Below are 20538 nucleotides of genomic sequence, written 5' to 3'. Positions count from 1 at the left end.
GTCCAGCGCCACCGGCTCACCCTCGACGGCCGGGGCCTCGGCCGGTGCCTCCGCCGGGACCTCACGCGGCGTCGGCGCCCCCAACCCGTGACCGCACACCGGCCAGGCGCCGCGGCCCTGGGTGGCGAGCACGTGCTCGGCGATGGCGATCTGCTGCTCCCGGGTGGCCATGTGCGCGGACGGCGCGTATTTGCCGCCGCCATGCGCGGCCCAGGTGCTCGGCGAGAACTGCAGCCCGCCCTGGTAGCCGTTGCCGGTGTTGATCGACCAGTTGCCGCCGGCCTCGCAGCGTGCGACCTGGTCCCATTCGCCGTCGGTCGCCGCGGCGGCATGGCCAGCGAGAGCGAAGCCGCCGCCACCGATCACCGCTCCGGTGAAGGCGATCTTGGCGACGCTGATGTTCGAAGGGCTGGGCTTACGATGCCGTCCGCTCATACGCCGGTGATGTCCTCTCTGCCACGCCCGCGAGGTCAGCTGTCGGGTTCGGGCTGGAGAGGTAGCCCGGCCGGTATCGCCGGTTGGCGACTTCGGCTTCACCCCAAGGGGCCGCGAACGGCCCCAGGTCCTGTTTCGGTGGACCGGTGGGTCCCCCGCCTCCATCCGCGATGTTGTCCGGTGGTGTCCCCGCCCATCGGATGGAGCTCGGCGTTATGGGCGGAGAAGGCTTGCCGCTGAAAGGGGCGGCCAGCCCGGAGAAGACGGTAACGGGTTCCGGCGATCCCGTCACCTATCGCGGAATTTCGCGTTTCGCGCGCCGGCCGTCGGCAAAACTCCAGGACGCCGCCGCGGGAGCGCTGGTCAGGGCGTTGCTAACTCCGCCGTTGCACAGTCGTGACCATTCCGTTATGTGACGCAAATCACCTCAGCCGCCGGCAAACGGCGGCAACACATCGACCGTGTCACCCGAGTGCAGCACCGCGGCGTGGTCGCGCACGGCGACTTCGTCGCACAGATACGAGCAGCGCGGCAGCACCGCCGCCAGGCGCGGATCCCGGCCGGCGAGCGCCTCGACCAACTGGGCCACGGTGGCGCCGGGCGGCAAGGTGATGGTGTCGGTCTCGGTGCCCGCCGCGGCCCGCGCGGCGGCGAAGTAGCGGACGGTGACCTGGACGCCCTCGGCCACCTCAGCCACCGATCGCGCTCATCGGACGGTCCGGCTGGACAAACCCCGGATCGTTGATGCCGTGCCCGGGCAGCTTGCGCCACATCGCGGCCCGCCAGGCCGCCTCGATCGCGTCGTCGTCGGCGCCGCCGCGCAGCAGGGCACGCAGATCGGTCTCCTCGCGGGCGAACAAGCAGTTGCGGAGCTGCCCGTCGGCGGTCAGCCGGGTGCGGTCGCACGTCGCGCAGAACGGATGCGACACCGAGGCGATGACGCCGACCTTGCCGGCGGGGGTGTCCGGGCCCTCGTCGACCAGCCACAGCTCGGCCGGCGCCGAACCGCGCGGCGCCGGGTCGGGCCGCAGCCGGAAATGCGGCCGCAGCGCGGCCAGCACGTCATCGGCGGTCAGCGCGGCACCCCGCTGCCATTGGTGCCCGGCGTCCAGCGGCATCTGCTCGATGACCCGTAACTGGTAGCCGTGCTGCAGGCAGAACCGCAGCAGGTTCACCACGTCGTCGCGGCCGGTGGTCGGATCGAGCACGGCGTTGACCTTGATCGGACCCATGCCGGCCCGCTGGGCCGCATCCAGGGCGGCCAGCACGTCGGGCAGCCGATCCCGCCGGGTGATCGCCGCGAAGTGCGCCCGGTCCACGCTGTCCAGCGACACGTTGATCCGGTTCAGGCCCGCCGCCACCAGGGCGTCCGCCCGGTGGGCGAGGCCCAGCCCGTTGGTGGTCAAGGCGATCTCCGGGCGGGGCCGCAGGCCCGCGGTGGCGGCCACCACCTCCTCGAGGTGACGGGCCAGCAGCGGCTCACCGCCGGTGAACCGCACGCTGGTGATGCCCAGCCGGGTGACGCCGAGCCCGATCAGCCGGATCAGCTCGTCGGGTTGCAGCAGATGCCGGCTGGGCAGCCAGTCCAACCCCTCGGCCGGCATGCAATACGTGCACCGCAGATTGCAGCGGTCGGTCAGCGATACCCGCAGATCGGTGGCCACCCGCCCATAGGTGTCCACCAGGGGACCGGAGGCGGGGGCGGCGCCGATGTCGTCGACGCCCTCGCGGCGGGGCACCGTCGGCAAGCCCAAGGTGGTCAGGGTCATGCCGGCACCCGTTCGTCGACCGGAACGATCTGCTTGCCGAGCGGCACCAGCGATACCGGGATCAGTTTGAGGTTGGCCAGCGCCAACGGGATGCCGACGATGGTGAGCGCCATCGCCACCGCGCTCACCAGGTGCCCGACGGCCAGCCAGAACCCGAACAGAACGATCCAGATGACGTTGCCGATCAGCGCGCCGGGACGCGAGCCCGGCTTGTCGACGATGGTGCGACCGAACGGCCACAGCGCGTAGGAGGCGATGCGCAGCGCGGCAAAGCCGAACGGGATGGTGATGATCAGCACGAAACAGACGAGTGCGGCTATCAGGTATCCGAGGGACAGCCACAGCCCGCCGAAGATCAACCAGATCACGTTCAGAACCAGGCGCATATCTCCTCCAGCAACACCGCCAGCCTACCGAGTAAACCGGGGTGCTCATCGGAGCGCCATCCGAGTAGGATCCCAGTCATCGCGTCCTGCGCAGGCGGGACGCTTCATTATGTTGCCCAGCGATGTGGCCCGTCAGACAAGCAGGTGAGACCAGTGCCGACCGGCAAGGTGAAGTGGTACGACGCCGAAAAGGGATTCGGCTTCCTATCGCAAGAGGACGGTGAGGACGTCTATGTCCGCTCGTCCGCGCTGCCCGCGGGCGTCGAAGGTCTGAAGGCCGGCCAACGCGTCGAATTCGGGATGGCCGCCGGTCGCCGCGGACCGCAGGCGTTGAGCCTCAAGCTGATCGACCCGCCGCCGAGCGTGGCCCGGGCGCGCCGCGACGGCCCCGCCGAGCACAAGCACAGCCCCGACGAACTGCACGGCATGGTCGAGGACATGATCACCTTGCTGGAGGGCGCCGTGCAGCCCGAGTTGCGCAAAGGCCGCTACCCGGACCGCAAGACCGCCCGGCGGGTGTCCGAGGTGGTTAAGGCGGTGGCGCGGGAGCTCGACGCCTAACCGCTGACCGCGCCACCCGATCGGCCAAAAGCGCCGCGCCGGGTATGCCCGAGCAGCAAACTGGGTACTGCACTCGATACGAGTCGTCAACCCGGGAGGTGTCCGATGGCACAGCAAGCACAGGTCACCGAAGAGCAAGCCCGAGCCGTCGCCGAGGAATCTCGCGAAACCGGTTGGGATAAACCCTCCTTCGCCAAGGGGTTGTTCCTCGGTCGCTTTCCGTTGGAGCTCATCCACCCGTTTCCGCGGCCGTCGGCGGCCGACGAGGCCCGCACCGAGGAGTTCCTGGGCAGGCTGCGGGAGTTTCTGAACACCATCGACGGTGCGGTCATCGAACGCGACGCGCAGATCCCCGACGAGTACGTGAAAGGCCTGGCCGAGCTGGGCTGCTTCGGGTTGAAGATCCCCGCCGAGTACGGCGGGCTGAACATGTCGCAGGTCGCCTACAACCGGGCCCTGGTGATGGTGTCCAGCGTGCACGCCAGTTTGGGCGCGTTGCTCAGCGCGCATCAGTCGATCGGGGTGCCCGAACCGCTGAAGCTGGCCGGCACCGAGGAGCAGAAGAAGAAGTTCTTGCCGCGCTGCGCCGCCGGCGCGATCTCGGCGTTTTTGCTCACCGAACCCGATGTGGGGTCCGACCCGGCCCGGCTGGCGTCGACGGCGACCCCGGTCGACGGCGGCGCCGCCTACGAGTTGGACGGCGTGAAGCTGTGGACCACCAACGGTGTGGTCGCCGACCTGCTGGTGGTGATGGCCCGGGTGCCCAAGGGCGACGGGCATCGCGGCGGCATCAGCGCGTTCGTCGTCGAGGCCGATTCGCCCGGGATCACCGTGGAGCGGCGCAATAAGTTCATGGGCCTGCGCGGCATCGAAAACGGGGTGACCCGGCTGCATAAGGTGCGGGTTCCGGCCGAAAACCTGGTGGGCCGGGAGGGCGACGGCCTGAAGATCGCGTTGACCACCCTCAACGCCGGACGGCTGGCCATCCCCGCGATGGCGACCGGGGCGGCCAAATGGTCGCTGAAGATCGCCCGGGAATGGTCCCGGGAGCGGGTGCAGTGGGGCAGGCCGGTCGGCGAGCACGAAGCCGTCGCGTCCAAGATCGCGTTCATCGCGGCCACCGGCTACGCGCTGGAGGCGGTGTTGGAGCTGTCCGCGCAGATGGCCGACGAAGGCCGCAACGACATCCGGATCGAAGCCGCGCTGGCGAAGCTGTGGTCCAGCGAGGTGGCCTGCGTCATCGGCGACGAGTTGTTGCAGATCCGCGGCGGCCGCGGCTATGAGACCGCCGAGTCCCTGGCCGCGCGCGGGGAACGGGCGGTCGCGGTGGAGCAGCTGGTGCGGGATCTGCGGATCAACCGCATCTTCGAAGGTTCCAGTGAGATCATGCGGCTGCTGATCGCGCGAGAAGCCGTCGACGCCCACCTGACCGCCGCGGGCGACCTGGCCAACCCCAAGGCCGACCTGCGCCAGAAGGCCAAGGCGGCCGCCGGCGCCAGCGGATTCTACGCAAAGTGGTTGCCGCAACTGGTTTTCGGCGAAGGTCAGCGACCCACCGCCTACCGCGAGTTCGACCGGCTGGCGGCCCACCTGCGGTTTGTGGAACGCTGCTCCCGCAAGCTGGCCCGCAACACGTTCTACGCGATGGCGCGCTGGCAGGCCGGCCTGGAGAAAAAGCAGGGCTTCCTCGGGCGCATCGTGGATATCGGCGCGGAGCTGTTCGCCATGTCGGCGGCGTGTGTGCGGGCCGAGGCGCAGCGGGCGGCCGGGGTGACCGAGGGCTACGAGCTGGCCGACGCGTTCTGCCAGCAGGCCACCCTGCGGGTCGAGGCGCTGTTCGCCGCGCTGTGGACCAACACCGATGACACCGACACCCGGTTGGCGCGCGCGGTGCTGGACGACCGGTACACCTGGCTGGAGGACGGGATCCTCGACATCAGCGAGGGCACCGGCCCGTGGATCGCGCACTGGGAGCCCGGCCCGTCCACCGAGCCCGGGTTGGCCCGGCGGTTCCTGACCGGTTCCGCGCTGCCCCGAACCTGAGTGCGGCGCGCCCGTCGTGGGCGACAATGACCGGCGATGGGTGAACCGGACTTTCTGCGGCTGACCCGCGACGGCTATGACCGCACTGCCGGGCGATACGCCGACCGCTTCCAGCACCACCTCGACGACAAGCCGGTCGATCGGGCCATGCTCGCCGCGTTCGCCGGGCTGGTGACGGCCGGCGACAACACCCGGGTGGTCGACGTGGGCTGCGGCACCGGGGTGGCCACCGCGATCCTGCGGGGGCTGGGCGTCGACGCGTGCGGGATTGACCTGTCCGCCAACATGGTTGCCGAAGCACGACGGCGCAACCCGGGCCTCGACTTCGGTGTCGGTTCGCTGACCGATCTCGAGCTCGCCGACGCCAGCGTGGGCGGGGTGTGCGCGTGGTACGCGATCATCCACCTGCCCGACGCGCACCTGCCCGCGGCGTTCGCCGAGTTTCACCGGGTGCTGGCCCCCGGCGGGTTGGTGCTGCTGGCCTTCCAGGTCGGCGACCGGCCGCGGGCGCTCACCGAGGCGTTCGGTGCGCCGGTGGCGCTGACGTTTTATCGGCGGCAACCCGACACCGTCGCCGCGCGGCTCACCGAGGCGGGCCTGCCGGTCTACGCCCAACTGGTCCGGCAACCCGACGACGACACAGAGTCGACGCCGCACGCCTACCTCATCGCCCGGAAGCCGCGCTGAAGCCGACGATGGGCTGGCACCCTGGTAGGCATGGCTAGCTATGTCGCCGGCGGCGGCGATTACACCCGCGACACCAACTACATCACCACCCGGATCACCGCCGACGGGCGCGACGGCTACCCCGTCGAGCCCGGCCGGTACCGGCTGGTGGTGGCCCGGGCGTGCCCGTGGGCCAACCGCACGATCATCGTGCGCCGACTGCTCGGCCTGGAAAAGGTGATCTCCATTGGGTTTTGCGGCCCCACCCACGACCAGCGCAGCTGGACCTTCGACCTGGACCCCGGCGGCGTCGACCCGGTGCTGAACATCCCGCGGCTACAAGACGCCTACTTCAAGCGATTCCCCGACTACCCGAAGGGCATCACCGTGCCGGCGATCGTCGACGTGCCCACCGGCGCGGTGGTCACCAACGACTTCGCCCAGATCACGCTGGATTTCTCCACCGAATGGACGGCCTATCACCGCGACGGTGCCCCGCAGCTGTACCCCGAACCGCTGCGGCCCGAGATCGACGAGGTCGCCCGCCGGATCTACACCGAAATCAACAACGGGGTGTACCGGTGCGGATTCGCCGGCTCGCAGCAGGCTTACGACGCCGCCTACGACCGGTTGTTCACCGCGCTGGATTGGGTCAGCGAGCGGCTGACTCACCAGCGATACCTGGTGGGGGACACCATCACCGAGGCCGACGTCCGGTTGTTCACCACGCTGGCCCGCTTCGACCCGGTCTACCACGGGCATTTCAAATGCAACCGGTGCAAGCTGTCGGAGATGCCGGTGCTGTGGGCGTACGCGCGGGACCTGTTTCAGACCCCGGGCTTCGGCGACACCATCGACTTCGTGCAGATCAAACAGCACTACTACATCGTGCACGCCGACATCAACCCGACCGGGATCGTGCCCAAGGGGCCCGAGCTGACCGACTGGCTCACCCCGCACGGCCGGGAAAGCCTGGGCGGCAGGCCCTTCGGGGACGGCAGTCCGCCTGGCCCGACACCCGAGGGGGAGCAGGTGCCCGCCGGGCACGGGGCGGGTTAGCCCGCCGAGCGCGTTACCCCCACACCGTTTGCACCGACCAGTCGGCGTGGGTGGCCGCGGCCGTGTCGCCGTCGGGCATGCGCACCAGGGTCAGCAGGTGCACGGTGAGCCCACGCAGCCGCCCCCGGAACGCGTCGACGGTCGGAACGGTGACCGCGAGCCGGCTGCGCGGCCGGAACAGCGCGGTGGTGGGCTCCGCGGAGCCCTCGTACCACAGCGACAGCCCCCACGGCGCGTTGCCGATCGCGCTGGGCACCGACAGCTGCACCGGATCACGCGAGGTGACCGGCAGCACGCCCACCGTCTCCGGGGTTTCACAGTCGTTGAGGTTCAGCACATCGCAGTACTGGTAGGGCCCCACCCGGGTCAGGTGGCCGTGCGAGTATGCACTGATCTGCGGGCGCTGCGGAGCGCGGTCGCGGACCAGCAGCCAGGCACCGACCCCGGCAGCGGTCGCGGCCAGCACCACCAGGACCGCGACCAGCACGACGACGCGGTTTTTCACCGGGGCCCCCATTCCGGGGCGGGCACCGGATCGTCGGTGCGCCCACCTTGTTGTTCCACCATGACCGGTCGGTTACCGCCGAACCCGGGGATCAACGAGTTCCCTTGATACGACAGGACGGTTTGCGCCAGCCCCGGGATCAGCAGTGCGGTGATCGCGGTGAACCCCGCCCACAGGTCGGTGTACACCAGCACCCCCAGCGCCCCGCCCAGCACCCAGGCCAGCTGCAGCGTGGACTCCGATCGGCCGAACGCCGACGCTCGGGACTCCTCGGGCAGGTCGTCTTGCAGCGACGCGTCCAGCGACGCTTTGGCGATCGCGCTCGACCCCGAGGTGATCAGCGCCGCGCCGGCGACCACCATCAGGTTTCCGGTCACCGCGGATGCCACCGCGGCGACGGTCACCGCCACCGTGCAGCGCACCACCAGCATCGCGGGCCGGCCCAGTTTCAGCCGCGCGCTGGTGAAGTTGCCGATGAAGTTGCCGACCCCGGCCGCCGCGCCGATCAGGCCGAGGATCGCCAACTGCTGCCAGCCGCTGGCGTCGTGTTGTTTGGCGACGAACGCCGGATACAGGAACAAGAAGCCGACCATGGCCTTGATCGTGCAGTTGCCCCACAGCGAGGTGATGATGTTGCGGCCCAAGGGTTGCCGCAGCGCGCCGCTGGCCCGGCGGAAGTGCTCGGACCAGCTGGGCCGGTGCTGGTTGACGTGGGCGTGATAGCTCAGCGTGGTCGGGACCTCCCCGGCGGTCACCTCGACCCAGCGCGGGATGCGCATCGACAGCCACGCGCCGGCGGCCGTCACCGCGACGATCACGAACAGCGCGCCCGGCAGGTCGAACAGCCGGCTGAACACGAACTCCACCCCGGCCGCGACCCCCCCGCCGACGATGGTGCCGCCGAGCAACCCGAACATGGTCAGCCGGGAATTGACCCGCACCAGATCGATGGTCGGGGGCATCACCCGCGGCGTCACCGCGCTGCGCAGCACCGAGAACGATTTCGACAGCACCATCATGGCCAGCGCGCACGGATACAACACCCAGGACGGGTAACTGCCGGTCGCGCCGTCGTAGTTGAGGATCAGCAGCGCCGCCAGCGCGGTGCGCAGCCCGAACGACAGCGCCAGCGCGACCCGCCGCCCATGCTGCAACCGGTCCAAAGCCGGCCCGATCAGCGGCGCCACCACCGCGAACGGCGCAATGGTGATCAGCAGGTACAGCGCGACCTTGTCCTTGCTTTCCCCGGCGGCCGCCGCGAAGAACAAGGTGTTGGCCAGCGCCACGGCCATCGCGGCGTCGACCGCGAAGTTGGCGACCACCGGCCAGGTCAGCGCGGTCAGCCCGGACTTGTCGGCGCCGTCGGCGGTGGCCGCGCGCTGCACCAAGTCGTACATCCGCGAACCCATTTCGCGGCTGCGCTGGGCCGCGACGCGGGTGACGGTGATCTTGTCGCCGGCCCCGCGCGGCGGTTCGCTGCGCGGCGGCGACGTCTGCTGGCCGCGCAGCGGCGGCAGGTAGCGGTTGGCGCTGGGCACCGGACCCGGGCGGCCCGGGCGCCGATTCTCGGGGTGCTCGTGGGGGTAGTTGGCCATGCCGGGATGTTCACCGGCGGACCGGTTGCGCGGTGGCCGGCCGACACCCGAGGGTGCACCTCGGAACGGACCCGGAGTCGAGTCGTCGCGGCGCCGTCCAGTCACGCGTCAATTCTCCCCCATGCCCGTCGCGCACCGCCGCAGGGAACGGGTGTGGCTGGCCGCCGAGCGCTACGGCAGTATTGGGGAGGTACTGAGAAGAAGGGACCAGTGTGACCGGACCCACCCAAGAGGCCGCGGTGGCCACCGCGGCCGACCAGCAGGAAATCCCGGCCATCCTCGCCGACGCCGCAGAGGCGGCCCGCGCTGCCGTCGTGGAGTTCAGCGGAGCCGAGACGGTGGGGGACTACCTGGGCGTGCAGTACGAAGACCGCACCGCCGCCACCCACCGGTTCTTGGCGCATCTGCCCGGCTACCAGGGCTGGCAGTGGGCGGTGGTGATGGCGGCCTATCCGGGCGCCGACCACGCCACGATTAGCGAGGTGGTGCTGGTCCCCGGGCCGACGGCGCTGCTGGCCCCGGACTGGGTGCCGTGGGAGCAGCGGGTCAGGCCGGGCGATCTGGGTCCCGGCGACCTGCTGGCGCCGCCGGCCGAAGACCCGCGGCTGGTGCCCGGCTACACCGCCAGCGGCGACCCGCAGGTCGACGACGTCGCCGCCGAGATCGGGCTGGGGCGGCGCCAGGTGCTGAGTCCGTGGGGGCGGGCCGAGGCGGCGCAGCGCTGGCACGACGGCGACTACGGCCCGGACTCGCCGATGGCGCGGTCCACCAAGCGGGTGTGCCGCGACTGCGGGTTCTTCCTGCCGCTGGCCGGCTCGCTCGGCACGATGTTCGGGGTGTGCGGCAACGAGATGTCCGCCGACGGCCACGTCGTCGACTGCGGCTACGGCTGCGGCGCCCATTCCGACACCCCGGCCCCCGCCGGCGGCGGCTCGCCGCGCTATGACCCCTACGACGACGGCGTGCTGGACGTCACCGCGCCGGACCCGGACGCCGACTAGCTCTCGGCGGCGGCCTTGATGCTGGCCAGCGACGCGTTCATGCCGTCGAGCAGTTCGCGTTCAAAATTGGGCACCCCACCCATGAAGGCCTTCACCGTCAGGTTCGACACCGCGCTGACCCCGTTCTCGGCGTGTCGGCTCTCGACGACCTTGGTGCCCGTCGCGGTGGGCTCGAGTTCGTAGCTCCACACGGTGCGGTTGGCGTTGACCCGGAACGCCAGCTTCTGCTCCGGGACGACCTCGGTGATGGTGCTGGTGGTGGGCCAGAACATGGCGCCGCGGCGGTTCAGGTTGAACGTGCGGGTACCCGGGCGCAGCGGGCCGAACTGCTTCATCCACCGGCACTGCGGGCTCCACTGCGGCATCCGGCGGAAGTCGGAGATCAGCTCCCAGACCTTGGCGACCGGTGCGTCGATCTCGATCTGCGCCTGCAGTAGCGGTGCTGCCATGAACCCACTCCTTACTGGTTGCTGTCCCGGTCGCCGCCGGCCGGCGGGCCGAGACCGGTTTGGGCGCCGCGTGCGCCGCGGCGGGCCGCGTCACGCTGCCATAGGAAGATAGCGGTGCCCAGCAGCCCGACCGCCAGACCGGCCACCGTCACCGGGCGCCAACTGTCCAGGGCGGGCACCAGGAACGCCGCCGCGGCGGCCAGGATCCAGGCCACCGCACCGACCGCGATGACCGGCCACGCCTGGACCAGCGCAGCCGGCAGCGGCGGCGGTTCGGGTGGGGAATCTGTGGGCATCGCTGTTCAACTTAGCCCGTCGGATGCGTTGACTCTGCGGCCACCAGGCAGGTCACTCGCACTTGTGCGTGGTGGGCGCAGAGTCAACGCGCGGTAATGTCCTCGCGGTGGTTCATGTCGAGGATGTTGCCGATCCCGACGACCCGCGCCTGGATAACTTCCGCGACCTCAACAGCATCGACCGTCGGCCCGATCTGCCCACCGGCAAAGCCTTGGTGATCGCCGAGGGGGTGCTGGTGGTGCAGCGCATGCTGGCGTCGCGGTTCGCGCCGCTGGCGCTGCTGGGCACCGACCGTCGGCTCACCGAACTGGCCGCCGATCTGGCCGGCCGCGACATCCCCTACTACCGGGTGACCGCCGAGCTGATGGCGCGGGTGGTCGGGTTCCACCTCAACCGTGGGGTGCTGGCCGCGGCGCGACGAGCACCGGAGCCGACGGTAGCGCAGGTGGTCGACGGGGCCCGGACGATCGCGGTGCTCGAGGGGGTCAACGATCACGAGAACCTGGGGTCGATCTTCCGTAATGCCGCCGGACTGGGCGTGGACGCGGTGGTGTTCGGCAGCGGCTGCGCCGACCCGTTGTACCGGCGCGCGGTGCGGGTCTCGATGGGCCACGCGCTGCTGGTGCCCTACGCGCGGGCCGAGCAGTGGCCCGGCGACCTCGTCTTGCTGCGGGAGCTGGGGTTTCGGCTGGTCGCGATGACCCCCGACCCTGTCGCGTGTTCGCTGCCGGAGGCGATGGCCGCCGTGCGCGAGGAGCCGGTGGCGGTGCTGGTCGGCGCCGAGGGACCCGGATTGACCGCGACCACCCTGCGGATCAGCGACCTGAAGGTGCGGATTCCGATGTCGCGGGGCACCGACTCACTCAACGTGGCCACCGCCGCGGCGTTGGCCTTCTACGAGCGGGCCGCCCGCTGACGCCTTGGGCTACGCTCGCGCGGTGACCGACGACTCCACACCCTGGGGAACGGGTTTGACGGTGGCCGGGTTCGTCGCCGCGGTGACCGCGACCGCGGTGGTGGTGTTGAGCCTCGGGCTGACCCGGGTGCATCCGCTGCTGGCCGTCGGGCTCAACCTGGTCGCGGTCGGCGGGTTGGCGCCGACGGTATGGGGGTGGCGACACACCCCGGTGCTGCGCTGGTTCGTGCTGGGCGCCGGCATCGGCGTCGGCGGGGCGTGGCTGGCGCTGCTCGCGCTGACGCTCGCCTGAGTGTGGCCGGGTGTTTCGCCGTCAGCGCAGTCTCGATGGGGACCGGTATGACGAGCAGACGCAAAAGCCCCCAAAACCGCAGGTTTTCAGGGGCTTTTGCGTCTGCTCGCGGGGGGCTAACTCAGCCCTGGCCGCTGGACCGCACGCCCAGCAGCACGTCTTCCCAGGCCGGAATCGCCGGTTTGCCGCGGCGGCTGCGCGCCGGTGCCGGCTGTGGTTCGGGTGCCTCGTCCACCACCGGCGGCAACGCCGGTTCGGTGAAGGCGAGCTGGGCCACCGGCGCCAGCGGGCGCAGGGGCCGCTCAAAGTTGGGGTCGATCAGCGCGTTGGCCTCGTCGTCGACGGCGGTGACCGTCCCGCCGTGCGCCCCCGGTGCGTAGCGGAAATGCGCGACGTTGTCCGAGCGGCCGGCCTTCCAGGCCAGCTGCACCGTCCAGCGGCCGTCCTCGTTGCGCCAGGCGTCCCAGGTGGTGCTGTCGGTGGACAGCCCGCGCGCCATCAGCGCGGTGGTGATCACCTCGAGCAGCGTCAACACCGCGGGACCGTCGGCCAGCACCGGATGCGCGGCGGTTGCCAGCTCCGCGGCCCGCGCCCGTTCCAGCAGCACCGGGTGGGCGAACCGCTCGACACGGGCGATGTCGACCCCGGCCGCGGCGGCCACCTGCTCGACCGATGCACCGGCCCGGATCCGGGACTGAATCTCCTTGGGACGCAACATGCTGGGAACCTCAACATCGAGCTGGGTTTGGCCGACCCGGGCCGCGTCGCCGCGCAGCGCCGCACGCAGCCGATCATCGGCCCGGACTTTGAACTTGTCGTCGGGATCCTCGCCCTCGCAGATGATGTATTTGCCATCGACGTCGAGTCCAATGACCTTGAGTTCCCGCATGACAATCTCCTCCGGGGCAGTCAGTGCGGACTCTAGTGCAGGTAGCGGCCATCGCCGCGCTGACACGCGGGGGAGGCGGGCTTACAGCCGTTCGACCACCCAGTCGATGCACTCGGTGAGCGCGCTGACGTCGTCGGGCTCGACGGCCGGGAACATCGCCACCCGCAACTGGTTGCGGCCCAGTTTGCGGTACGGCTCGGTGTCGACGATGTCGTTGGCCCGCAACACCTTGGCCACCGCGGCGGCGTCGACCTCGTCGGCGAAGTCGATCGTGCCCACCACCTGCGAGCGCAGCGCCGGGTCGGTGACGAACGGGGTGGTGTAGGGCCGAGCCTGCGCCCAGGTGTACAACCGCTGCGACGAGTCCGCGGTGCGCTTGACCGCCCAGTCCAGCCCGCCGTTGCCCAGCAACCAGTCGACCTGTTCGGCCAGCAGCGCCAGCGTGGCGATCGCCGGGGTGTTGTAGGTCTGGTTCTTCAGGCTGTTGTCCACCGCGATCGGCAGCGACAGAAAGTCCGGCACCCAGCGGCCGGACGCCGCGATCGCCTCGATCCGGGCCAGCGCGGCCGGGCTGACGATCGCCAGCCACAACCCGCCGTCGCTGGCGAAATTCTTCTGCGGCGCGAAGTAGTAGGCGTCGGTCTCGCTGATGTCGACCGGCAGCCCGCCGGCCCCGGAGGTGGCGTCGATGACGACCAGGGCGTCGCCGGACCCGGCGGGCCGGCGCACCGGCACCGCCACCCCGGTCGACGTCTCGTTGTGGGCCCAGGCGACCACGTCCACGGACGGGTCGGACTGGGGCTCGGGGGCGCTGCCGGGCTCGGCCTTGACGACGATCGGGTCGCCGACGAACGGGTTCTTGGCCACCGCCGAGGCGAACTTCGCGCTGAACTCGCCGTAGGTCAGGTGCAGCGACCGCTGGTCGATCAACCCGAACGCGGCCGCGTCCCAGAACGCGGTCGCCCCGCCGTTGCCCAGGATCACCTCGTAGCCGTCGGGCACCGAGAAGTAGTCGCGCAACCCGCCACGCACCCGGCCGACCAGGTCTTTCACCGGGGCCTGACGGTGCGAGGTGCCGAACAACCCGGCCGCCGTCGTGGTCAGCGCGGCCAGCTGCTCGGGGCGGACCTTCGAGGGTCCGGAACCGAAGCGGCCATCGCGGGGTTTGATCGCGGCGGGAATCGTGAGCTGCTCAGCCATGCCCACCAGCGTAGACAGCGGCCGAGGTCCCCCGGTACGGCGGCCGACCCTCGCGAGGCCGCACCCCAGTGTGAACTAGGTCACAGCCCGACGGCGGAGTGCGCGTAGGCCACAGCGCGCGGTTTGGGTCTAGCCACTTGGTGATACCTGCGGTACCGTTGGACATAACACGTCCGAATGTAAACCTTTACGGGAGGGTTTCGGGATGGCTCAGAAGACAGCACGGACGCGCATGGTGCGACGTTGGCGACGCAACATGGACGTCACCGACGACCAGGCCTACGTGGACATGCTCACCACACTGTCCGAGGGGTCGGTGCGGCGAAACTTCAACCCCTACACCGACATCGACTGGGATTCGCCGGAGTTCGCGGTCACCGAGAACGACCCGCGCTGGATCCTGCCGGCCACCGACCCGCTGGGGCGCCACCCCTGGTACCAGGCCCAGCCGCAGGACCGGCAGATCAAGATCGGCATGTGGCGGCAGGCCAACGTGGCCAAGGTCGGCTTGCACTTCGAGTCCATCCTCATCCGCGGCTTGATGGAGTACGCCTTCTGGACCCCCAACGGGTCGCCGGAGTATCGGTACTGCCTGCACGAGTCGGTTGAAGAGTGCAACCACACCATGATGTTCCAGGAGATGGTCAACCGCATCGGCGCCGACGTGCCCGGCATGCCGCGGCTGCTGAAGTGGCTGTCGCCGCTGATCCCGCTGGTCGCGGGCCCGCTGCCGATCCCGTTCTGGTTCGGCATCCTGGCCGGGGAAGAGCCCATCGACCACACCCAGAAGAACGTGCTGCGCGAGGGCAAGACGCTGCACCCCATCATGGAAAAAGTGATGGCGATTCACGTGGCCGAGGAGGCCCGGCACATCTCGTTCGCCCACGAGTACCTGCACAAGCGGGTGCCGCACCTGTCGCGGCGCAAGCGGTTCTGGCTGTCGCTGTACGTGCCGGTGGTGATGCGGGTGCTGTGCTCGGCCATCATCGTGCCGCCGAAGGCGTTCTGGCGGGAGTTCGAGATTCCCCGCGAGGTCCGCAAAGAGGTGTTCTTCCGCTCGCCCGAAGGCCGGCAGATGCTGCGCGACATGTTCGGCGACGTGCGGATGCTCGCGCACGACACCGGCCTGATGAACCCGTTGGCCAAGCTGATGTGGCGGATCTGCAAGATCAACGGCAGCCCGTCGCGGTACCGCAGCGAGCCGCAGCGCCAGCACCTGGCCGCGGTTCCGGCCGCGTAACGGAGCCCGTTACCCGATGCCGCACGTTATTACGCAGGCGTGCTGTAACGACGCCTCGTGTGTGTTCGCTTGCCCGGTCAACTGCATTCATCCCACGCCCGACGAGCCGGGTTTCGCCACCTCCGAGATGCTCTACATCGACCCGGTGGCCTGTGTGGACTGCGGCGCGTGTGTGCGCGCCTGCCCGGTGGAAGCGATCGCACCCGATACCCGGCTGGCGCCCAAGCAGCAACCGTTCATCGCGATCAACGCCGCGCACTACCCGGACCGGCCGGCCGGCGTGAAGCTGCCGCCGACGTCGAAGCTGGCGCCGGTGCTGCCGGCCGCCGAGATCCGCCACGGCCGCTACCCGCTGACCGTGGCGATCGTTGGGTCCGGCCCGGCGGCGATGTATGCCGCCGACGAGCTGCTGACCCAGCCCGGCGTGCTGGTCAACATGTTCGAGAAACTGCCCACCCCGTACGGCCTGGTGCGGGCCGGGGTGGCGCCCGACCATCAGCGCACCAAACTGGTCACCCGGTTGTTCGACAAGGTCGCGGCGCACCGGCGGTTCAACTTCTTCCTCAACGTCGAGGTGGGCAACCACCTTAGCCACGCCGACCTGCTGGCCCACCACCACGCCGTGCTGTACGCGTCGGGGGCGCCCAACGACCGCCGGCTGCGGATCGACGGGATGGAGCTGCCCGGCACCGGCACCGCCACCGAACTGGTCGCCTGGATCAACGGGCATCCGGAGTTCACCGACCTGCCCGTCGACCTCAGCGGGGAGCGGGTGGTGATCGTCGGCAACGGCAACGTCGCGTTCGACGTGGCCCGCGTCCTGACCGCCGACCCCGACGAACTGGCCCGCACCGACATCTCCGATAACGCGCTGGCCGCGCTGCGGGACTCCCGGGTGCAGGAGGTGGTGATCGTCGCCCGCCGCGGGCCGGCCGCCTCGGCGTTCACCCTGCCCGAACTCATCGGGCTGACCCAGACCGCCGAGGTGGTGCTCGACGCCGCCGACCACGACCGGGTCCGGCGTGACCTGGCGACGACCGACAGCGCCCTGACCCGGCGCAAGCTGGAGATTTTGAGCAAACTCGGCGACGCGTCGGCCCCGATCACCCGGCCGCGTATCCGGCTGGCCTACGAGTTGACCCCCAAACGGGTGATCGGGCCGCAGCGGGTGACGGCGATGGAGTTCACTCGCACCGGCACCGACGCGGTGGAAACACTGCCGGCCGGTTTGGTGCTCACCTCGATTGGCTACCACGGCAAAGCGATTGCCGATCTGCCGTTCGATGACGACGCCGGGGTGGTGCCCAACGACGCCGGCCGGGTCGTCGACCCGGCGTCCGGGCAGCCGGTGCCCGGCGCCTACGTGTCGGGGTGGATCAAGCGCGGCCCGACCGGCTTCATTGGCACCAACAAATCCGACTCGCTGCAAACCGTGCACACCCTGGTCGCCGACTACAACGCCGGCCGGTTGGGGGAGCTGGCCGGGGGGCCGCGGGCGATCGCCCGATTGGTGCACGCCCGTCAGCCCGAGGTCATCGACGCCGCCGGATGGAAGGCGATCGACGCCGCCGAGATCGCCCGCGGCGCCGCCGACGGTCGTCCCCGCGACAAGTTCGTCGATATCCGGGACATGTTGGCCGCCGCGGCCAGCGCACCCCCGGAGCCGCTGCACCGGCGGCTGCTCAACCTCGTGCAACGTTAGGGCGGCGTTATCCCATCGCCGCCTGGATCTCCTCGACGCTGACTTCGCGCACCGGCTGCCCCAGCGACCAGCGGTGGCCAAACGGGTCGGCGACCACCCCGTAGCGGTCACCCCAAAACTGGTCTTCCAGCGCGGCCACCACGGTAGCGCCGGCGTCGACGGCGCGCTGGAATTTGGCGTCGACGTCGGTGACGGTCAAATGGATGGTGACCGGGGTTCCGCCCAGCGATTTCGGTGTCATCGACTTGCCGGCGCAGGTCTCCGGGAAGTCGTCGTTGAGCATCACCGTGGAGCCGTTGATCTGCAGTGCGGCGTGGACGAGCCGGCCGTCCGGGCCGGGCACCCGGCCCAGCTCGACGGCGTCAAACGCCTTGACGTAGAAGTCGATTGCCGCGGCGGCGTCGTCGACGACCAGGTGCGGGGACAGGGCGGGTTGAACGGTGATGGCCATGGCGGTTGCTCCCTAGCGTGGTTGGGGTGTCAACCGTACTGACCCACGCCGACACCGAAACTCATCGCGAGCCGGGGATCCGCCCGCATCGCGAGCGTGAAGTCAGGTTCACGCTCGGCGTTCGAGAGTGAACCTAACTTCACGCTCGGCGGGCTGGCCGCCAGCGGGCCGGCCGCCGGCCGCGCACTATCCGCGGTGCACCTGGTCCCAGCCGTCGACGGACTCCGGGCTGCGCGGCGCGGGCCCGACATACACCGCCGACGGGCGCACCAGCTTGCCCAGCCGCTTTTGCTCCAGGATGTGGGCACACCAGCCGGCGGTGCGCCCACAGGTGAACATCGCCGGCATCATCTTGGCCGGCACCCGGGCGAAGTCCAGGATCACCGCCGCCCAGAACTCGACATTGGTCTCGATGGCCCGGTCCGGGCGCCGCTCCCGCAGCTCGGCCAGCGCGGCCTGCTCCAGCGCGGCGGCCACCTCGTAGCGCGGCGCCGCCAGCCGCTGCGCGGTGGCCCGCAGCACCCGGGCGCGCGGGTCCTCGGCGCGGTAGACCCGATGCCCGAAACCCATCAACTTCTCGCCGCGGTCCAGGATGCCCTTGACCACCGCTCGGGCGTCGCCGCTGCGTTCGGCGTCCTCGAGCATCGGGATCACCCGGGCCGGCGCGCCGCCGTGCAGCGGGCCGCTCATCGCGCCGATCGCGCCGGACAGCGACGCCGCCACGTCGGCGCCGGTCGACGCGATCACCCGGGCGGTGAACGTCGACGCGTTCATCCCGTGCTCGGCGGCGGTGACCCAGTACGCGTCGATGGCCTCCACGTGCCGGGGATCCGGCTCGCCCTGCCAGCGGGTCATGAATCGTGCGGTGATGGTGGGGCATTCGTCGATCAGCCGCTGCGGGATGGCGGGCTGGTAGATCCCGCGGGCGGACTGGGCGACATAGGACAACGCCATCACCGAGGCGCGCGCCAGCTGGTCGCGGGCGGTGGTGTCGTCGATGTCCAGGATGGGCGCATACCCCCAGATGGGGGCCAGCATGGCCAGCCCGGCCTGCACGTCGACCCGCACGTCGCCGGTGTGAATCGGCAGCGGGAACGGCTCGGCCGGCGGCAACCCGTGGCCGAAGCGGCCGTCGACCAGCAGCGCCCACGCGTCGCCGAACGTGACCCGCCGACTCACCAGGTCTTCGATGTCGACACCGCGGTAGCGCAGCGCGCCGCCGTCCTTGTCCGGTTCGGCGATCTCGGTGGTGAACGCCACCACGCCGTCCAGGCCGGCGACAAAATTCTCCGGGACCACAGTCATACGGCGATTCTCGCATTCCGCGCCCGGCGGCGTGCTACCGGTCGGTAACTGAATCCGGGGGCGGCGGGCGGTAGCGTTACCCAGTGGCCGCCGACGACGATGCAGCGCGCAGCGATGCTGTGGGGGCACCGCCCGCGCGGTGGACCGATCCCGACAACGAGCACCTGGCGGCGATGCGAGTGGAATACGTCTCGGAGAAAGACAACAGCGGCGACCTCGACGAACACTGGCTCGACGAGGGCTGGCATGTCCTGCTGCGCAGGTGGATCGGCGACGCCGAACGGGCCGGCCTGGCCGAACCCAACGCGATGGTGCTGGCCACCGTGGAGGCCGGACACCCGGTCAGCCGATCGGTGCTGTGCAAAAGCCTCGACGAGACCGGCATCACGTTTTTCACCAACTATGACTCGGCCAAGGGGGCCGACCTGGCCGCCACCCCGTACGCGTCGGCGACGTTCCCCTGGTATCAGCTGGGCCGCCAGTTCCACATCCGCGGCCCGGTGACCAAGGTCAGCGCGCAGGACACCGCGACCTACTGGGCCAAACGCCCGCGCGGCTCCCAACTGGGTGCCTGGGCGTCGCACCAATCGCGGCCGATCGCCTCCCGGGCGGCGCTGCTGCGCCAACTCGACGAGGTGACCGCGCGCTTCGCCGACCAGCCCGCCGTCCCGGTGCCCCCCAACTGGGGCGGCTACCGCATCGCCCCCGAGGTGGTCGAATTCTGGCAGGGCCGGGAGAACCGGCTGCACAACCGGATTCGGCTCAGCGGGGGTCGCGTCGAACGTTTACAGCCCTAGTGGGGCTGTTCGCCGACACCACGCCGCTGCGCAGCCCCGACTTCCGCCGGCTGTGGGTGGCCGGAATCCCCACCGTCATCGGGGCGAACCTGACCGTGTTCGCGGTCCCGGTCCAGATCTACGCGCTGACCGAGAACTCGGCGTATGTCGGGCTGTCCGGCGTCTTCGCGGTGGTGCCGCTGATCGCGTTCGGTCTGCTGGGCGGCGCCTGGGCCGACGCCATGGACCGGCGCACGCTGCTGATCCTCGCTTCGTGCGGTCTGGCGGTGGCCTCGGGGCTGCTGTGGGTGCAGGCCGCGGCGTCGGTGCACAACGTCTGGGTGGTGCTGTGCCTGCTGGCGGTGCAGCAGGGCTGCTATGCGGTGAACGCGCCCGCCCGGTCCGCGGCGATCCCGCGGATGCTGGCCGGTGGTGAGCTGCCGGCCGCCAACTCGCTGAACATGACGGTGACGCAGTTCGGTGCGATCGTGGGTCCGCTGCTGGCCGGGCTGCTGCTGAACTGGGTGGACCTGTCCACCCTGTATCTGATCGACACCGCGACCTGCCTGCTGCCGATCTGGGCGACCTGGCGGCTGACGCCGATGCCGGTCAGCGCCGACACCACCGCGGCCCGCTGGGGCTGGGCGGCGGTGGCCGACGGGTTCCGGTACCTGGCCGGCAACCAGGTGGTGTTGATGTCGTTCGTGGTGGACCTGATCGCGATGATCCTGGGCATGCCGCGGGCGCTGTTCCCGCAGATCGCCCACGAGAGCTTCGGCGGCCCGGTCGACGGCGGCACCACCATGGCGTTGCTGGCCGCGGCGATGTCGGTCGGTGCGGTGGCCGGCGGGGTGTGCTCGGGATGGCTGCCGCGGATCCGCCGCCAGGGGCTGGCGATCGTCGTCGCGATCGTGGTGTGGGGGGCGGCCATGGTGGGGTTCGGGCTGGCCGCCGGGCACGGACACGGCCGGGTCGGCCCGGCGCTGTGGGCGGCGCTGGGG

General features: G+C 70.4%; 23 protein-coding genes and 1 riboswitch. Of the genes, 11 read left to right on the top strand and 12 right to left on the bottom strand.

The window, feature by feature from the left end; translation table 11 throughout:
* The 4 genes from BKN37_RS16355 to BKN37_RS16340 form a co-directional block, all read right to left on the bottom strand.
* The coding region (locus BKN37_RS16355; protein WP_165618351.1) for a transglycosylase family protein at positions 1-435 on the bottom strand (435 nt) is incomplete at its 3' end.
* A gap of 9 nt (positions 436-444) precedes the next feature.
* A riboswitch (cyclic di-AMP (ydaO/yuaA leader) is annotated at positions 445-615 on the bottom strand.
* Positions 616-862: 247 nt separating this feature from the next.
* Entirely contained in the window at positions 863-1132 is a 270-nt protein-coding gene (locus BKN37_RS16350) for a MoaD/ThiS family protein (RefSeq protein WP_071027715.1), read from the bottom strand.
* The gene (moaA, locus tag BKN37_RS16345; RefSeq protein ID WP_071027712.1) at positions 1125-2204 is read right to left on the bottom strand and encodes a GTP 3',8-cyclase MoaA; all 1080 of its coding nucleotides are present in this window, start codon (positions 2202-2204) and stop codon (positions 1125-1127) included. The genes BKN37_RS16350 and moaA overlap by 8 nt, the downstream gene beginning before the upstream one ends.
* On the bottom strand, positions 2201-2590 hold the full coding sequence (locus tag BKN37_RS16340) for a YccF domain-containing protein (RefSeq protein WP_071027709.1): 390 nt from the start codon (positions 2588-2590) through the stop codon (positions 2201-2203). Before BKN37_RS16340 ends, moaA begins: the two co-directional genes overlap by 4 nt.
* A gap of 153 nt (positions 2591-2743) precedes the next feature.
* Between BKN37_RS16340 and BKN37_RS16335 the strand changes: the two genes are divergently transcribed.
* From BKN37_RS16335 to BKN37_RS16320, 4 genes are all read left to right on the top strand, one after another.
* Positions 2744-3151, top strand: coding sequence for a cold-shock protein (locus tag BKN37_RS16335; RefSeq protein ID WP_071027707.1), 408 nt, complete (start codon positions 2744-2746; stop codon positions 3149-3151).
* Between the two features lie 105 nt (positions 3152-3256).
* Positions 3257-5194: an acyl-CoA dehydrogenase family protein gene (locus BKN37_RS16330; RefSeq protein ID WP_071027705.1), complete on the top strand. Its 1938-nt coding sequence runs from the start codon at positions 3257-3259 to the stop codon at positions 5192-5194.
* Positions 5195-5230: 36 nt separating this feature from the next.
* Positions 5231-5881 carry a class I SAM-dependent DNA methyltransferase gene (locus tag BKN37_RS16325; protein WP_071027703.1) on the top strand — a complete coding sequence of 217 codons (651 nt, stop codon included), beginning with the start codon at positions 5231-5233 and terminating at the stop codon, positions 5879-5881.
* Between the two features lie 30 nt (positions 5882-5911).
* Complete coding sequence (locus BKN37_RS16320; RefSeq protein ID WP_071027701.1) at positions 5912-6919, top strand: glutathione S-transferase family protein; 1008 nt, start codon at positions 5912-5914, stop codon at positions 6917-6919.
* A gap of 13 nt (positions 6920-6932) precedes the next feature.
* On the opposite strand, the gene BKN37_RS16315 is transcribed toward BKN37_RS16320, so the two are convergent.
* Both BKN37_RS16315 and BKN37_RS16310 read right to left on the bottom strand, forming a co-directional pair.
* The gene (locus tag BKN37_RS16315; RefSeq protein ID WP_083341848.1) at positions 6933-7424 is read right to left on the bottom strand and encodes a DUF2771 domain-containing protein; all 492 of its coding nucleotides are present in this window, start codon (positions 7422-7424) and stop codon (positions 6933-6935) included.
* Positions 7421-9019 carry an MFS transporter gene (locus BKN37_RS16310; RefSeq protein ID WP_071027697.1) on the bottom strand — a complete coding sequence of 533 codons (1599 nt, stop codon included), beginning with the start codon at positions 9017-9019 and terminating at the stop codon, positions 7421-7423. The genes BKN37_RS16315 and BKN37_RS16310 overlap by 4 nt, the downstream gene beginning before the upstream one ends.
* Before the next feature lie 212 nt (positions 9020-9231).
* On the opposite strand from BKN37_RS16310, the gene BKN37_RS16305 reads away from it, so the two are divergent.
* Complete coding sequence (locus BKN37_RS16305; protein ID WP_071027695.1) at positions 9232-10020, top strand: DUF3027 domain-containing protein; 789 nt, start codon at positions 9232-9234, stop codon at positions 10018-10020.
* Here the strand turns inward: BKN37_RS16305 and BKN37_RS16300 are convergent.
* Together BKN37_RS16300 and BKN37_RS16295 are read right to left on the bottom strand one after the other, a co-directional pair.
* Positions 10017-10469 carry an SRPBCC family protein gene (locus tag BKN37_RS16300; RefSeq protein WP_071027693.1) on the bottom strand — a complete coding sequence of 151 codons (453 nt, stop codon included), beginning with the start codon at positions 10467-10469 and terminating at the stop codon, positions 10017-10019. The two genes, BKN37_RS16305 and BKN37_RS16300, sit on opposite strands and share 4 nt — an antisense overlap.
* A gap of 11 nt (positions 10470-10480) precedes the next feature.
* Positions 10481-10765: a DUF2530 domain-containing protein gene (locus BKN37_RS16295; protein ID WP_071027691.1), complete on the bottom strand. Its 285-nt coding sequence runs from the start codon at positions 10763-10765 to the stop codon at positions 10481-10483.
* A 107-nt stretch (positions 10766-10872) separates the two neighbouring features.
* Here BKN37_RS16295 and BKN37_RS16290 point away from each other — a divergent pair, with 107 nt between their 5' ends.
* Positions 10873-11682 carry a TrmH family RNA methyltransferase gene (locus BKN37_RS16290; protein WP_095407113.1) on the top strand — a complete coding sequence of 270 codons (810 nt, stop codon included), beginning with the start codon at positions 10873-10875 and terminating at the stop codon, positions 11680-11682.
* Between the two features lie 22 nt (positions 11683-11704).
* Positions 11705-11974 (top strand): DUF2537 domain-containing protein, encoded by a 270-nt coding sequence (locus BKN37_RS16285; protein WP_071027689.1) that lies wholly within the window; start codon positions 11705-11707, stop codon positions 11972-11974.
* Between the two features lie 121 nt (positions 11975-12095).
* Here the strand turns inward: BKN37_RS16285 and sepH are convergent, their stop codons facing one another.
* Positions 12096-12863 (bottom strand): septation protein SepH, encoded by a 768-nt coding sequence (gene sepH / locus BKN37_RS16280; RefSeq protein ID WP_071027687.1) that lies wholly within the window; start codon positions 12861-12863, stop codon positions 12096-12098.
* An 81-nt stretch (positions 12864-12944) separates the two neighbouring features.
* Entirely contained in the window at positions 12945-14063 is a 1119-nt protein-coding gene (gene serC / locus BKN37_RS16275) for a phosphoserine transaminase (RefSeq protein ID WP_071027685.1), read from the bottom strand.
* 205 nt (positions 14064-14268) lie between these two features.
* Between serC and BKN37_RS16270 the strand changes: the two genes are divergently transcribed.
* The gene (locus tag BKN37_RS16270) at positions 14269-15303 is read left to right on the top strand and encodes an AurF N-oxygenase family protein (RefSeq protein WP_071027683.1); all 1035 of its coding nucleotides are present in this window, start codon (positions 14269-14271) and stop codon (positions 15301-15303) included.
* A gap of 16 nt (positions 15304-15319) precedes the next feature.
* Complete coding sequence (locus tag BKN37_RS16265) at positions 15320-17005, top strand: FAD-dependent oxidoreductase (protein ID WP_071027681.1); 1686 nt, start codon at positions 15320-15322, stop codon at positions 17003-17005.
* Positions 17006-17012: 7 nt separating this feature from the next.
* Here the strand turns inward: BKN37_RS16265 and BKN37_RS16260 are convergent, their stop codons facing one another.
* Together BKN37_RS16260 and BKN37_RS16255 are read right to left on the bottom strand one after the other, a co-directional pair.
* Complete coding sequence (locus BKN37_RS16260; protein ID WP_071027679.1) at positions 17013-17456, bottom strand: VOC family protein; 444 nt, start codon at positions 17454-17456, stop codon at positions 17013-17015.
* Positions 17457-17642: 186 nt separating this feature from the next.
* A complete protein-coding gene (locus BKN37_RS16255) occupies positions 17643-18761 on the bottom strand; it encodes a citrate synthase 2 (protein WP_071027677.1) in 1119 nt (372 codons plus the stop codon).
* Positions 18762-18934: 173 nt separating this feature from the next.
* Between BKN37_RS16255 and pdxH the strand changes: the two genes are divergently transcribed.
* Positions 18935-19558: a pyridoxamine 5'-phosphate oxidase gene (pdxH, locus tag BKN37_RS16250; protein ID WP_071027717.1), complete on the top strand. Its 624-nt coding sequence runs from the start codon at positions 18935-18937 to the stop codon at positions 19556-19558.
* Positions 19558-20538: MFS transporter (locus BKN37_RS16245; RefSeq protein WP_071027674.1), on the top strand; the 981-nt coding region annotated here is incomplete at its 3' end. The genes pdxH and BKN37_RS16245, both read left to right, overlap by 1 nt.

Source organism: Mycobacterium talmoniae (genome assembly GCF_001854525.1).
Classification (GTDB): Bacteria; Actinomycetota; Actinomycetes; order Mycobacteriales; family Mycobacteriaceae; genus Mycobacterium; species Mycobacterium talmoniae.
The sequence above is the reverse complement of the archived record's forward strand: the minus strand, read 5'-3'. Positions and strand labels throughout refer to the sequence as shown.